Annotated in this window: 18 protein-coding genes; all 18 read left to right on the top strand. The window is 55.0% G+C overall.

The window, feature by feature from the left end; translation table 11 throughout:
* Nucleotides 1-118: 118 nt before the first annotated feature.
* The 18 genes from ELK40_RS17515 to ELK40_RS17430 all read left to right on the top strand — a co-directional run bounded on the left by ELK40_RS17515 (nt 119) and on the right by ELK40_RS17430 (nt 14,202).
* Nucleotides 119-1,735 (top strand): TerL protein, encoded by a 1,617-nt coding sequence (locus ELK40_RS17515; protein ID WP_127732041.1) that lies wholly within the window; start codon nt 119-121, stop codon nt 1,733-1,735.
* A 1-nt stretch (nt 1,736) separates the two neighbouring features.
* Entirely contained in the window at nt 1,737-3,206 is a 1,470-nt protein-coding gene (locus ELK40_RS17510; RefSeq protein WP_127732039.1) for a DUF1073 domain-containing protein, read from the top strand.
* A gap of 70 nt (nt 3,207-3,276) precedes the next feature.
* Complete coding sequence (locus ELK40_RS17505; RefSeq protein WP_127732825.1) at nt 3,277-3,810, top strand: phage minor head protein; 534 nt, start codon at nt 3,277-3,279, stop codon at nt 3,808-3,810.
* Nucleotides 3,811-4,071: 261 nt separating this feature from the next.
* Nucleotides 4,072-5,343: a DUF2213 domain-containing protein gene (locus ELK40_RS17500; protein ID WP_127732037.1), complete on the top strand. Its 1,272-nt coding sequence runs from the start codon at nt 4,072-4,074 to the stop codon at nt 5,341-5,343.
* An 11-nt stretch (nt 5,344-5,354) separates the two neighbouring features.
* Complete coding sequence (locus tag ELK40_RS17495) at nt 5,355-5,858, top strand: hypothetical protein (RefSeq protein ID WP_127732035.1); 504 nt, start codon at nt 5,355-5,357, stop codon at nt 5,856-5,858.
* 11 nt (nt 5,859-5,869) lie between these two features.
* Nucleotides 5,870-6,817, top strand: a complete 948-nt coding sequence (locus tag ELK40_RS17490) for a DUF2184 domain-containing protein (RefSeq protein ID WP_127732033.1) — start codon at nt 5,870-5,872, stop codon at nt 6,815-6,817.
* A 44-nt stretch (nt 6,818-6,861) separates the two neighbouring features.
* Complete coding sequence (locus ELK40_RS17485) at nt 6,862-7,272, top strand: hypothetical protein (RefSeq protein ID WP_023150224.1); 411 nt, start codon at nt 6,862-6,864, stop codon at nt 7,270-7,272.
* The gene (locus tag ELK40_RS17480; protein WP_023150225.1) at nt 7,244-7,654 is read left to right on the top strand and encodes a DUF4054 domain-containing protein; all 411 of its coding nucleotides are present in this window, start codon (nt 7,244-7,246) and stop codon (nt 7,652-7,654) included. Before ELK40_RS17485 ends, ELK40_RS17480 begins: the two co-directional genes overlap by 29 nt.
* Complete coding sequence (locus tag ELK40_RS17475) at nt 7,651-8,157, top strand: hypothetical protein (RefSeq protein WP_023150226.1); 507 nt, start codon at nt 7,651-7,653, stop codon at nt 8,155-8,157. The genes ELK40_RS17480 and ELK40_RS17475 overlap by 4 nt, the downstream gene beginning before the upstream one ends.
* The gene (locus ELK40_RS17470) at nt 8,157-8,561 is read left to right on the top strand and encodes a head-tail adaptor (protein ID WP_127732031.1); all 405 of its coding nucleotides are present in this window, start codon (nt 8,157-8,159) and stop codon (nt 8,559-8,561) included. Before ELK40_RS17475 ends, ELK40_RS17470 begins: the two co-directional genes overlap by 1 nt.
* Nucleotides 8,554-9,099: a hypothetical protein gene (locus ELK40_RS17465; RefSeq protein WP_023150228.1), complete on the top strand. Its 546-nt coding sequence runs from the start codon at nt 8,554-8,556 to the stop codon at nt 9,097-9,099. The genes ELK40_RS17470 and ELK40_RS17465 overlap by 8 nt, the downstream gene beginning before the upstream one ends.
* Before the next feature lie 3 nt (nt 9,100-9,102).
* A complete protein-coding gene (locus ELK40_RS17460; RefSeq protein ID WP_127732029.1) occupies nt 9,103-10,248 on the top strand; it encodes a DUF3383 family protein in 1,146 nt (381 codons plus the stop codon).
* 11 nt (nt 10,249-10,259) lie between these two features.
* A complete protein-coding gene (locus ELK40_RS17455; protein WP_000257260.1) occupies nt 10,260-10,700 on the top strand; it encodes a DUF3277 family protein in 441 nt (146 codons plus the stop codon).
* A gap of 3 nt (nt 10,701-10,703) precedes the next feature.
* The gene (locus ELK40_RS17450) at nt 10,704-11,156 is read left to right on the top strand and encodes a phage tail assembly chaperone (protein ID WP_096149941.1); all 453 of its coding nucleotides are present in this window, start codon (nt 10,704-10,706) and stop codon (nt 11,154-11,156) included.
* A gap of 11 nt (nt 11,157-11,167) precedes the next feature.
* Nucleotides 11,168-11,344: a hypothetical protein gene (locus tag ELK40_RS22915; protein WP_024131618.1), complete on the top strand. Its 177-nt coding sequence runs from the start codon at nt 11,168-11,170 to the stop codon at nt 11,342-11,344.
* Nucleotides 11,334-13,313 (top strand): lytic transglycosylase, encoded by a 1,980-nt coding sequence (locus ELK40_RS17440; RefSeq protein WP_127732027.1) that lies wholly within the window; start codon nt 11,334-11,336, stop codon nt 13,311-13,313. Before ELK40_RS22915 ends, ELK40_RS17440 begins: the two co-directional genes overlap by 11 nt.
* Nucleotides 13,313-13,900, top strand: coding sequence for a phage baseplate protein (locus ELK40_RS17435; RefSeq protein ID WP_047748152.1), 588 nt, complete (start codon nt 13,313-13,315; stop codon nt 13,898-13,900). Before ELK40_RS17440 ends, ELK40_RS17435 begins: the two co-directional genes overlap by 1 nt.
* Entirely contained in the window at nt 13,900-14,202 is a 303-nt protein-coding gene (locus ELK40_RS17430) for a hypothetical protein (RefSeq protein WP_127732025.1), read from the top strand. The genes ELK40_RS17435 and ELK40_RS17430 overlap by 1 nt, the downstream gene beginning before the upstream one ends.
* Nucleotide 14,203 lies beyond the last annotated feature (1 nt).

Genomic DNA, 14,203 nt, shown 5'->3' with positions numbered 1-14,203 from the left:
ATTTGACCACTTTTCTGTTCAAAACAGAGGCTTCACGCCGTTTGCGTGATTGGTGCTGTTGCGCCAGTGCGGGTAACGACCATTATGTTAAATCGGGGCGTTTTTGAGGAATTTTTCTGTGCCGATCCCGTTCCCCTTTGACTTCCGCAAACCGGACTATACCTCCGTGTTTGAGTGGAGAATGGAGAGGCTGGAGCGGATCAGGAAAGCGCCTGAAATGCTTCCGGCACTCCGTGAGTTTTACCGCACTAACCCGGCTCAGTTCATCATCGACTGGGGTATGACGACGGACCCGCGTAACCTCGATTATGGCCTGCCTGCCACCATCCCGTTTTTGCTGTTCCCCCGCCAGGAGGAATGGATTCACTGGATCATGGACAGGCGCGCCAGTCTTGAGCATGGACTGACAGAAAAAAGCCGAGAAATGGGGCTGAGCTGGACCTCTATCGGTCTGGCCTGTTCGCTTTGCCTGTTCAACAAAGAAATGGTGATCGGGTTCGGTTCCCGTAAAGAGGAATATGTCGACAGTACCGGCGACCCGAAAGCACTGTTCTGGAAAGCGCGTAAGTTTGTCGAGCTGCTGCCGGTTGAGTTTCGCGGTTCATGGAGTGACAAAAAACATGCCCCTTACATGCGCGTGGAGTTCCCGGAAACGGGCGCGGTAATTAAGGGAGAGGCTGGCGATAACATTGGCCGTGGTGACCGTACCACGCTTTATTTTGTGGATGAGTCGGCATTCCTCAAACGGCCATTTCTCATCGATGCTGCGCTATCACAGACCACCCGCTGCCGTATAGACCTCTCTTCGGTCAACGGCATGAATAACCCGTTTGCTAAAAAGCGCCACAGCGGAAATATCCCGGTGTTTACGTTCCACTGGCGCAGCGACCCGCGCAAGGATGATGAGTGGTACCGCAACGAATGTCTGAAAATTGATGATCCGATTATCGTTGCTCAGGAACTGGACCTGAACTACAGCGCATCCACAGAGGGGATTCTCATTCCTTCTGAATGGGTACAGGCTGCCGTCGACGCGCATATCAAACTGGGTATTCAGCCCAGCGGCCAGCGCCTCGGCGCAATGGATATCGCAGACGAAGGGAAAGACAAAAACGGCTTTTCTTGCCGCTATGGCTTCCTTCTGCAGAACGTTCACGAATGGTCTGGCATTGGCAGCGACATCTACGCCTCTGTCGTTAAATCGTTTGGGTACTGTGACGATTACGGTCTGGATGAGTTCCGTTTCGATGAGGACGGTCTGGGTGCCGGTGCGCGTGGCGATGCTCGCGTGATAAACGAGCTCAGGCAGGCTGAAGGCCGGGGAACAATCACAGCTACGCCTTTCCGTGGTAGCGGTAGCGTATTCGATCCGGAAGATGAAGCTGTTCCTGGTGATAACGGTAAAGCGGCACGCCTGAATAAAGACTTCTTCGCGAACGCGAAAGCACAGAGCTGGTGGCATCTCCGCAAGCTGTTTCGTAACACCTTCCGCGCGCTGAACGGGATGGACTACAACCCCGACGAAATCATTTCGATAAGCGGCGAGATAGAAAATATTGACCGCCTGCTGATGGAGCTTTCACAGCCTACGTGGTCGAAAAACGCCGTGGGTAAAATCCTCGTGGATAAACAGCCGGAAGGTACAAAATCGCCGAACCTCGCCGACGCCGTGATGATTAACTACGCGCCGATGGATTCCTCTCTTGATAATTGGGCCAAACTGGCCGGAGCGTGACATGTCCCGTAAGAAACGCCAGAACGGCGCACAAAAGCCCGTTGCGACAGCTGACGGGTACAACAATTTCACGGCCAAACTTGGCAGCGACACCAGAAACATACAGACGGGCGGAATGTACATGCCCGGGTACATCAGCCGTAACAGGGTGATGCTGGAGTTTGCGTATCGTTCATCGTTCCTCGTGGGTGCCGGTGTGGATGCGATGGCCGATGATATGACCCGCAAGGGGATTAACATCAGCTCAAAGCTAAAACCTAGACAAAAGGGTAAGCTCGAAACCTTCTGGGATGAGCTCGCTATATGGGATGGGCTTAACGATAACCTCAAATGGTCACGATTGTACGGTGGCGCGGTGCTGGTGGTCCTGCTTGAAGGACAGGATATGTCCTCCCCGCTGAAACTGGAACGCATCAAAGAGGGGCAGTTTAAGGGCGTAATGAGCCTTGACCGTTGGATGGTTAACCCGAGTTATTACGATCTCGTTACCGATTACGGTCCCGATTTCGGGAAACCGAAATATTACAAGGTAATCACGAACCAGCAGGGGATTCCCCCCTGGAAGATTCACCATAGCCGTGTTATCCGCATGGAGGGCGATACGCTTCCTTTCCAGCAGGCCCAGACGGAAAACGGCTGGGGGATGTCTGTTGTGGAGCGTATTTTCGAGCGTATCGAGGCGTTTGATACTGCGACGGTCGGCACCACACAGCTGATCCACAAAGCGCACCTGCGAACCTACAGCATTGAAGACCTGCGCAAGATTCTTGCTACCGGAGGCGACCTTGAAAAGGCGCTGATGAAGCACCTGGACATGATACGTCAGTTCCAGACCATCGAAGGCATGACCATCATGGATGGTAAGGATAAGTTCGAAACCCACAGCTATACGTTTGCGGGTATCGCTGATGTCCTTCTGCGCTTTGCTGAGCAGGTTTCCGGCGCGACGGGAATTCCTCTCGTCCGTCTGTTCGGGCAATCCCCTGCAGGTTTCAACACCGGCGACGGCGATCTGGAAAACTACTACAGCCGGGTTAACTCGCTGCAGGAGAGACGCTTACGCCGACATATCCGCTGGCTGCTCGATATCTCCTGGCGTTCTCTGTTCGGTGAACCACTGCCTGACGATTTTACTTTCGAGTTTAACAAGCTCTGGGAGATGTCAGACGTGGACCGCGCAACTATGGCGAATAATGTGGTTACCGCACTCGGTACCGCCGTTCGTGACCTTGGGATGCCACCTGCAGCAGCGCTTAACGACCTCAGGAACATTTCTGATGTGATTGGCATCGGTGGTTCTATCACTGACGAGGACATAGAAGATGCGAAGGCCCAGTGGGAGGAGGATGAACCTGAAACCATCCCTCCGCCGCCGTTCGGAGATCCAGTATCGAAAAAGCCTGTTGGCGATAGCAAACCAGATAGGGCAGATCGTCGATGGTACCTACGATGGTTCACAGGCCAGCGCTGACAGCATTTCGAAAACGCTGGTGGACTATTCCGAGGTAATCAGCGACTGGGCAGAGCAGGTCGGGCGAAGGATGTTTGCCCAGGTCGAGCAGGAGGAATGGAATCAGTGGAAATCGGTATCAGAGGAAATCGGTGCTGGCCTGCGCGATGTGGTGGGTAATACCCCCGTCGGGCAGGTGGCGCAGGATATCGTGTACCGCCAGATTCAGCTGATGAAGTCCCTGCCGCTGGAAGCAGCCGATCGCGTGATGGACATACAACAGCGCGCAATGCAGGCGGTTATCACTGGTGAACGTCCGGATGAGCTCTACGAGATGATCATGGCTTCTGGTGACGTGGCCGCCAGCAGGGCGCAGCTGATTGCCCGTACAGAGATTGGACGAGCTACCGGCGCGCTGACACAGGCCAGAGCCCTTTCGGTTGGATCAGAGGGCTACTGGTGGCGTATCGAGGGCGCCGGAACGCGCGATTCTCACCGCAAGATGAAAGATAAATTTGTGCGCTGGGATAACCCGCCGACGCTGGACGATATGACCGGGCACGCCGGATGTTTGCCGAACTGCAAATGCTGGCCTGAAGTACAGATTCCTGCACCGAGAAAATGAAAAATACGGCTTTGAGCATTCATTTCATGCGAACTGCAATACCCGCGAAATGTTATGAAAATGTTGTATTCGAAAAGGCCGATTTTCAGCCCAGTTAATCGCTACTTTTACGGCTTTAAGGGGACATTTTAATCGAGGCCATTTTCGTCGGTGCGGGTAAGAACCCTTATGTTAAATAGCCCGTTATTTCGAACATTTTTCCCATCTCACAAGGTCGCCTCCGGGCGGCCTTTTTGTTGCCCGTAATCGAGCAGGTAACCCATGAAATATTTCTTCACTACACGCCTGGGCGAAACGCGCTATCTGCAGGCGGACGGCTCGCTGCTGTGTAAAGACGTGCCGATCGCACGCACAGGGACGCAGGTCTATTTACCTGAGGAAATCGACCTCGAACCGGACGGCACCGGCACGGTGACAGTCTGGCGAACAGAAGACGAGGTGTTTTCCCCTGAGACGATGGCGAGCTTTGAGGGCGTAGCCGTCACGCTGGGGCATCCAGAGGACAGCCTGGGCAACATCGTTTTCGTGAACCCTTCTAACTTCGCAGAGCTGGCACACGGACACATTCAGAACGTCCGGCGCGGCACCGGCGATAAATCGGATCTGCTCATTGCTGACGTGCTGATTAAACGCCAGGAAGCAATCGACGCGGTGAATTCTGGCCTGACCGATGTCAGCTGTGGCTATGACGCGCAGTACAAGCAGCTGGCACCCGGCAAAGGCAAGCAATACCAAATCACAGGTAACCACCTCGCTGTCGGCATCGACCGGGGGCGTGCTGGTGGCCGCTGTGCAATCGGGGATTCCATCCCATCAACAACAAAGGAGAAGCCTGTAATGTCATGGCTTAAAAAACTGGCTCAGGCCATTAAGACGAAAGATGAGGATGCACTGGCAAAACTCATCGACGAAGCGCCGGATATGCCGTCTGATGGCATGCCTTCAATCCCCGGTTCCTCGATCACCATCAACATTCCTTCACAGGCCACAGCCTTACCTGAAGGCAATCGCACCACTACGGACGAAGGCGATCCGAACAAAGGCAAAACCGGCACCGGCGATGAAGAGATTCCGGAGTGGGCGAAAGCGTTGCTGGCTCGTCTGGAAAAGCTGGAGGGTAAAACCACCGATGTCGATCCGGACCCGGGCAATATGACCACTGATGAAGACGAAGAAGAAAACCGCAAAGTGACGGGTGATGCAGCCTTTAAGCGCAACCTGATCGCCGATGCGGAAATTATCTGCCCTGGCTTCCAGCCTGCTGGTGATAAGAGTCTGAAGCGTCAGGTGCTGAGTCATGCAATGCGCACCGGTGACAGCCTGAAATCGTTCGGGGTGGATGATTTCTACAAAGCGCCTAAGGCTACGGTCGACGCGGTGTTTACTGCCGCTGTGGCGCTGCATAAGGCGAAAAATCAGCTGACCCCGCTGAATAATATCACCCGCACCACGGACAGCGGAATCAGCACTAAACACCTTTCCCCGGCAGAACTGAACAAGGTCAACGCCGAATTCTGGGCAAAAAACAAATAAGGTAAATCATCATGGCAGGTACTGCATATTTAACGCGCATGCCCCTGGGCATTGCCGGGGGCGTTACCCGTCCTCGTGATCTCACCATCGAGCCGGTTAGCCTGGATCACACGAAGCAGTTCGCGTCCTACGGGCTGCCAGGTAAATACGTGAACGATAAATTCGTTCCGCTGGAATCTGGTGACACCATCAGCAAAGTGAAAGGGATTCTGGTTCGACCGTTCCCGATCACCTCTGCTGTGGACCTTGCTTACATCGGTGTGACGGCTAATCAGGTTGGTGACAATCTGAAACGCGGTTACATCTGCGTAACTGTTACAGCAGGCAATGCGGCGACCGCGAAAAAAGGCGATCCGGTTTACGTTCGCGTGGCTGGTGGCACCACTCAAAGCCCGGTTGGCTCCTTTGTGCTGTCTCCGGACTCTACCGCATCAAATACACCTCAGCTGCCAAATGCAGAGGTCATGGGGCCAGGTGAAGCCGACGGCCGTATTGAAATCGCTTATAACATCTGAGGGAATAATTAATGTTTACAATTGACAGAGCGACCATCGACTCCACCGGCGCGTTTCTCGTCGGCGAACTGGAGCGCATGGATCAGACGCTGAACATGCCTTTAGTGTCCTACAAATGGTCACGCGACATGCCGCTACGCAGCGACATTTCTATCGCTGATGAAGTGTCATCCTTCACTAATACCGATTTCGTGGGCGTTGGTGGTCCAAACCCTAACGGTAAAAACTGGATCGGCAAAAAAGCTACTGCCATTCCTAGTATCGAACTCGATATTCAGCCTACCCGTAACAACCTCACCTTGTGGGGGCAGGAAATCAGCTGGACGGTGCCGGAACTGGCTTCTGCCCAGAAACTGGGCCGTCCGGTTGATGTCCAGAAATACGAAGGCATGAAACTGAAGTGGAACATGGACACCGACGAACAGGTTTATATCGGTGATAACGAGCTCGGCGTTGCTGGTCTGCTGAACCTGCCGGATGTTACTCCTGTTGCTGCAGCTGCAGCGTGGACCGCAACCACCGATCCGGATGTGATTGTTCAGGATATCAACCTGGTGCTGTCTGATGGCTGGGTTCGTTCTGGTTATGCGGTCTGCCCGGCGAAAATCGGTCTGGCGCCGGAGCTGTTCGGCCTGCTGGCGAGCAAAAAGGTTTCCTCTGCAGGGAATATCTCTGTGCTGGAATACGTGAAGATTAACACCATCGCGTTCCAGGAAAACGGCACACCACTGGAGATCGTCTCCATGAAGTGGGCCTCCAAGCGTGGCGCTGGTGGCGCGCATCGTATCGTTGCGTATACCCAGGACGAAAAATACGTTCGCTTCCCAATGGTTCCTCTGCTGAACACGCCGCTGGAGTATCGCGGACTGCAGCAGTTGACCACTTACTACGGCAAGCTGGGCCAGGTGGAAACCCCGTATTCCAATACGATCTCTTACCTGGACGTTCCGGCGTCTTAACCTGAAACAGGCGGGGAAACCCGCCTTTTTTATGGAGCAAAAACATGAAATACGTTGTTTCCGGTGGCGCAACTCTCAGCTTTGCCGACGGTTCTAAATTTGAGCTGTCTCAGGGCATCCACGACAGTTCCTCTTTCCCGAAAGAAGTTAAGGACCACTGGGCCTTTAAAGCCTATGCGCGCCCGATTGACGAAGCCGACCTGGCGAACGAGCAGAGCAATGAAGACCTTTCCGCGAGCCTTGTTCTGCTGGCAGAAGAAAATAACACCCTGAAAGCGCAGCTGGCTGAGCATGAAAAAACCATCACCGCGCTGGGGAATGAAAACACAGACCTGAAAGCGCAGCTGGCAGCCGCTCAGGCACCAGCAGGCGGTAAACCTGCCGACAGCACGGACAAAACCGATAACACCGGCGGGGACGCGAAAAATGCCAAAAAACAGCAGGCTTCCGACTAACGAGCAGTTCCGCACCGACTTTCCCGAGTTCGCCGATAAAACCCGCTACCCTGACCCCTCAGTGAATTTCTATCTGGGGCAGGCCGATTCACTCCTGAATCAGGACGTACAGGGCGATCAGTTCGTCTACCTTGCTGAACTATTCACGGCTCACTATACGGAGCTGCGCGGCCGCACGCTGGCCGCCGCTGCCGCTGGCGGTGTGAACAGCAACGGCGCAGCAGGTGTCGTGTCCTCTAAGTCCGTGGATAAGGTTTCAGTGAGCTATGACGTGTCCGGGGTAATCAATCCGGATGCCGGTTTCTGGAACAGCACCGCCTACGGGCGCGAGTTCTACTGGTGGTGGTCGATGTTCGGCGCTGGTGGCAGGCAGCTGCTATGAAAAGCGGGTTAACGGTTCGTGCTGATAACGCCGTGGCTGTTCTGGAATCCCTCCGCCAGCTATCCGGAATGGATGTGCTGGTGGGAATACCTGAGGACAAGGCAGGGCGTGAGGATGGCTCTCCGATTAATAACGCGGAACTGGGCTATCTCCACTCGACGGGGGCAACGGTGGAAATCGACGGTACAACGGTCACGCTTCCCCCGCGTCCTTTTCTGGATATGGGGATCGAGGATTCAAAACCCCGAACCACTGCGCACCTGAAGGCAGCGGCAACCGCCGCGCTGGAGGGGCAGACTGAAGCAGCAGTGCGTGAGCTGGAGAGCGCCGGACAGATTGCCCGTGACGCTGCAAAAGCCGTTATCGGTGCTGGCGACCGGTTGCACCCGCTTTCTGAGAAAACCCTAGAACGCAGAAGGGCCGAAGGCATTCCCGGTGACAAGCCGCTGTATGCCCACGGATACCTGCTGCGCTCAATTAACTACGTCGTGAGGAAAAAATAATGCCTCTTCTCGATGTGAGCGATGTTCTTCTCGATCCCGACTTCATGGACACCAGCCTGGTGTGTCACCGGCAGGTTCAGACGATGGATGAGGACAATTTCACGAAAAACACAGCTCAGGATATCCCGTTCTCTGGCGTGGTGACGGTTGACCGTTCTCTGGAAGCCAGGCGAATGGCGGCAGGCCAGAACATTAGCGGCGCGATCCTCATCGTGACGCAGTTCAGATTAACCCAGGGCCAGCCCGGTACAGACAGCGCCCCGCGACTCGATGCCGATATCGTGAGCTATAACGGGCGTGCTTACCGGGTGACATTTGTCGATCCGTACACCAGTTATGGCGCCGGATTCGTCCAGGCGCATTGTGAACTGGTGGACTTTAACGGAGGGACGCCAGTTGAGTAACGACAGCACCGCGCGCGGTTATCTGACGCCTGTCGGGGATAGCCCCCAGTATGACGAGGCGCTGGAGCGTGAAATCAGCCGGTGGATTCGTGGCGTTTCTGGCTTGCCGGCCGCTCTTGTTTTCCCTCGATGGACTGACCCGCAGCCGCAGATCCCCAACAACGGGGTAACGTGGTGCGCCTTCGGTATCACTACCGTTCCTCAGCCGTTGAGCCAGTCCGATGTTCAGGTTTCGGAAGAACAGTCCGAGCAATGGACATGGGAACAGGTAACGGTGATTTGCTGCTTCTATGGCCCTCTGGGGGCCAACACTGCATCAACTTTCCGCGCGGGGATATTCGTCGAGCAAAACAACGCCGAACTGAATCGCTCGGGGCTTTCGCTGGTGGAGGCCGGGACTATCTACAACCTGCCAGAGCTCATTAATAACCAGTGGGTGAGGCGCTATGACCTCACCATCACGTTGTCCCGCAAAAACATTCGTACCTACAACGTCCGGACGCTGCAAGATGCGCCCGTCTCATTTTTCGGAGACTAAATTATGCCGCAGGGATTACCTGTATCTAACGTCGTTAATGTCGACGTGATCATTGGGCCGCGTGCGGCTACTGGTCGAAACTTTGGTTCGCTGCTCATTCTCGGGAGCTCAACGGTTATCCCGGTTTCTGAGCGCATTCGCCTATACTCATCCCCGGAAGATATCGGCACAGATTTCGGCGTGGATAGCCCGGAATATGAAGCCGCTACGGTATATTTCTCGCAATCACCGAAACCTCAGCAGGTGTATGTCGGTCGCTGGGCTAAAACGCTGTTATCGGCTGAAAGCGGTTCGACGGAAACGCTGCTGCAGGCCGTGAACGCTGTACTGAATTACACGAGCTGGTACGGTTTGGGCGTAGCCGATGATGAAGAGATCGACGATGCCGACTGGCTGAGCGTGGCCGCCGCGATCGAAGCTTCCAGCCTCAGTCGTATTCTGGCAATTACCACTCAAGACCCGGAAGCGATTAACACGACATCAACAACCGATCTCGCTTATAAGCTGAAGGCGGCAAAATACGGTCGCACGTTTGTGCAGTATTCCACCAGCAGCAAGTACGCCGCGCTTTCTGCGTTTGGCCGGGCGTTTACGGTGAATTTCAACGGCAGTAACACGACCATTACCCTGAAATTCAAGCAGGAGCCGGGTATCACCTACGAGACACTGGATCTCAGCCAGGCTAAGGCGCTGGATACCAAAAACTGTAACGTCTACGTGTATTACGAAAACGATACGGCCATTCTGCAGCAGGGCGTCATGTCCAGCGGCGATTTCTTCGATGAGCGCCACGGGCTCGACTGGCTGCAGAATTACGTTCAGACCAACCTGTATAACCTGCTCTACACCAGCACAACCAAAGTCCCACAGACTGATGCGGGTGTTACGCGCCTCCTTTCTAACGTTGAGAAATCAATGGATCAGTCTGTCAAGAACGGGCTGGTGGCTGCTGGCGTATGGAACGGTGGCCCGATTGGGCAGCTGGATTCCGGCGACACGCTGACAAAAGGCTATTACGTCTACGCGCAGCCGATTTCCGAGCAGGCGCAGGCAGACCGTGAAGCACGTAAGGCACCAGTTATTCAGGTGGCCTGTAAGCTGGCGGGTGCGGTTCATTTCGCTGATGTGCAGATCAACGTCGTTCGCTAAGGAGAACATGAATGGCTACTTATTCTTTTATGGACGTCACGGCGTCCCTCTCCGGCCCGACCGGCGAGATTGATCTGGGCTACGGTTCCGCCAGTTCAGAGGAGGGGATCACCGTTGCAATGGGCGGCCCCAAAAATACCATGACCATCGGCGCTGATGGCGAAGTGATGCACAGCCTGCACGCGGACAAAAGCGGCACGGTAACCGTCAACCTGTTGAAGACCTCGCCGACAAACAAAAAGTTGTCGCTGGCGTACAACGCGCAGAGTCAGTCCTCAGGTACCTGGGGAAACAACGTCATTGTGATCCGAAACAAGGTGAGCGGAGACATCATCACGGCGCGCAGCGTGGCGTTCCAGAAACAGCCGGATAACGCCAACGCTAAAGCCGGTAATACGATGCCCTGGGTGTTTGACTGCGGAAAAATCGATCAGGTTCTCGGAGAGTTTTAACAGATGGAATGCTCAATCAAAGGCCACGATTACCGCGTGGCAAAACTCAGCGTTTTTGACCAGCTGAAAGTGACCCGCAAACTGCTGCCGGTGCTGGCGGGCATGATGTCAGATTTCGGGAGCATTCGCTCCCTTCTGCCTGCTGATGGCAAAATCGACAACGTGAAATTCGATAAACTACAACCGGTGTTTGAAACCCTGCTGCCGTGTATCGCTGAAAAACTGTCTTCCCTGACCGAAGAAGACACCAACGCGATTATTCATCCGTGCCTGGCCGTTGTATCACGCAAGCACATGGACAGATGGACGCCGGTATTCAACAGCGGTCAGCTGATGTTCGATGATATCGACCTGCTGACCATGCTGCAGCTGGTGGCGCGGGTGGTCGCCGATTCACTGGGAAATTTTTTGCCCGTGAGCCCTACCAGCGCGACGCCGGGCCAGCCTCAGGGTTAACCCTCAACAGCCTGCCTGACGGGCTGTCTTATCTCCTTGACCCGGTTGACGCCGGGTTAATCCCTTATTACGCGCTGAAGGATGGATCAGTCGATCTGTGCGATATCGCGCTGATGAATGACCACCTGGCCGTTAAGGCAGACAACCAGCGCCGTATTGAGAAATGGAGAGAGGATAATGAACGCTGAGACTATTAAAGATTTCCTCGTCTCGCTCGGTTTTGATATCGATGAAGCAGGCGCGTCAAAGTTCGACTCTGTTCTCGCCGGTACGACCGCAAACGCCATCAAAATGGGGCTGGCCGTCGAAGGTGCCGCGCTTACCGTGGTGGCCTTCACGGCTAAGATCGCCTCGGGGCTGGATAATCTCTACTGGGCGTCACAGCGCACCGGCGCGACGGTTCAGGGGATTCAGTCTATTGGCTATGCGGTTTCGCAGGTGGGCGGCAGCGTTGACGCGGCGCGAACCTCTCTGGAAAGCCTCTCCCGGTTTGTTCGTAACAATCCCGGCGCGGAAGGCTTCCTGAATCGCCTGGGCGTACAGACCCGTGACGCCAGCGGCAATATGCGCGACATGGCCGCTATCTTTACGGGTGTCGGCCAGAAGCTCAGCAGCATGCCGTATTACCGGGCTAACCAGTATGCGCAGATGCTGGGCATTGACGAAAATACCCTGATGGCAATGCGCCGGGGTGTGGGCGGTTTCTCCGGGCAGTACAGCGCAATGGCGAAAGCTATCGGCTTCAATGCTGACGAGGCGGCCAGAAGCTCCAACAAATTCATGACCTCCCTGCGCGAGTTCGGCGCGATGGCAGGCATGGCCCGTGACAAAATCGGCTCTAATCTTGCTGGTGGTCTGGCGGGTTCGCTGGACACGCTGCGCCGCCACATCCTGGATAACTTCCCGCGCATCGAGCAGACACTGACGAAAGCCATAAAAGGCATTCTGGCGCTCGGAGACATCATCGGGCGGCTGTTCTTCAGGCTAATTGAGGGAACATCCAGCCTTATCACCTGGTGGCAATCGCTGGATAAGCAAACGCGGGAGCTGATCTCGTTGTTCGGCGCGCTGACGATTGCGCTGCGCATTCTGAACAGTACGTTCTGGATGTCGCCGATTGGCCTCATTACCGCGCTGGCGGCGGGGATTGCCCTTCTGTGGGAGGACTATCAGACCTGGAAGGAAGGCGGGGACAGCCTGATTGACTGGGGCAAGTGGAAGCCGGAAGTCGACGCCGCGCTGAAAATGGTTCGTGACCTTAAAACGACCGTTAACGACCTGGCGAAAGCGCTGGCGAAGCTGCTCAATATTGACCCCAAATCATGGTCCCTGAAGTGGGATTTCAGCAACTTCATCGACCAGATGGGCGAGTTCAGCAAAATGCTGAACATGATCGCCGACCTGCTCAACGCCATTAAAGATGGCCGCTGGGCTGATGCCGCCAGCATCGGCAAACAGATGCTTAATCAGGGCAGCGAAAATCCGTCAGCGATGCCGATGGTAACAGACAGCGCTAACAGTGTGGCGGAATGGATAAAGGATAAAACCGGTTGGGATCCGCGCAGTGTAGGACAGACCATAAGGAGCATTGGAGAGGATGAACCAGAGCAGCATGCGCAGGCTGCAAAGCGAGGTGAACGGAACAATAACCCCGGAAACCTTAATTTTGCTGGTCAGGCGGGTGCTGAGCTTGAGCGCCCCGGCGGCAGGTTTGCCCGATTCGAAACCGCCTATGATGGTTTGCGCGCTCTTTCGCGCCAGCTCGTGCTGTATGCCGGGAGAGGGATAAACAGCGTGGAGAAAATTATCTCCACCTGGGCACCCGCTTCCGACAATAACAACACAGCAGCCTATATACAGGCGGTTTCCCAACGTCTGGGAGTAAATCCGCAGGCCGCTTTAAATATTAACGACCCACAAACGATGTCAGCATTAATGAGTAGCATTATTCACCATGAGAATGGGCGAAACATCTATTCGAAGGAGTTAATCGGGAAGGCTGCCGTCGCGGGAATTGGCGGGGCGAACGTGAACCAGCAAAACACCTACCACATTTACGGTGGGGGTGATCCGCGTTCTGTCGGTACCGAGGTCGAGCGTCGGCAGCAGTCGGCAAACGCCCAGGTCATGCGCGGTAATCAAACGAAGGTGGGCTAATGGATATTCTCTCTACGCTCTTTCAGCAGCAGAGCCGGAAAATAGGGATGATTGTCCCCAGCGTGGTTGTTTCTGAGAAGCATACCGACACGCTGGAGATAACGGAGCACCCTGTCGAGGTCGGGGCCGCTATCGCTGACCATGCCTACAAAAAACCGTCTGAAGTGGTGATGGAGGTCGGTTTCGCTGGTGGCGGATCGTTGCTGGATTTTGCCAGTAACCTGACGGCTACCAGCCTGCTCGGGCTGAGTCCCCAGCAGACGTATCAGGAGATACTCGACCTGCAGGCGAGCCGTATTCCTTTCGATGTGGTGACCGGCAAACGGCTGTACAGCAACATGCTGATCCGCGCGCTGGAAGTGACGACAGACAAGACAACCGAAAACGTCCTGTCTGCCGTCCTCACCCTGAGAGAGGTTCTTATCTCGCAGACGCAGCAGATCACCGTTGCGGATAAAACCAACATGAAGGACGGGGCCAGCACGTCGGCGGTACTGAACACCGGCAACAAAACCACAAAGCCGCCAAATACCTCGCTGCTGAAAAGCATCACGGGTAACGGGGCATCATTACTGGGGCTCGGCTAATGGCAATTCAGGAAATCCCGCTGACAGCGGATAACCAGCAATTCAGCATCATCCTGGCGGGGACCACTTGGCGGATTAGCATCATATGGCGCGATCTGTACTGGATTATGGACCTGCAGAACGACAGAGGGGAGCCGGTAATCTCCGGTATTCCTCTCGTCACCGGCGCTGATCTGCTGGCTCAGTACGCCTATATGGGCCTCGGCTTTAAGCTGGTGGTGGTCTGTGACGACAACACACAGGATTATCCTACGAAAACCGACCTGGGCGGCCGCAGTCATTTACTGGTATCAACGGAGTAAA

The organism is Enterobacter sp. N18-03635 (assembly GCF_004006055.1).
Classification (GTDB): domain Bacteria; phylum Pseudomonadota; class Gammaproteobacteria; order Enterobacterales; family Enterobacteriaceae; genus Enterobacter; species Enterobacter vonholyi.
The sequence above is the reverse complement of the archived record's forward strand: the minus strand, read 5'-3'. Positions and strand labels throughout refer to the sequence as shown.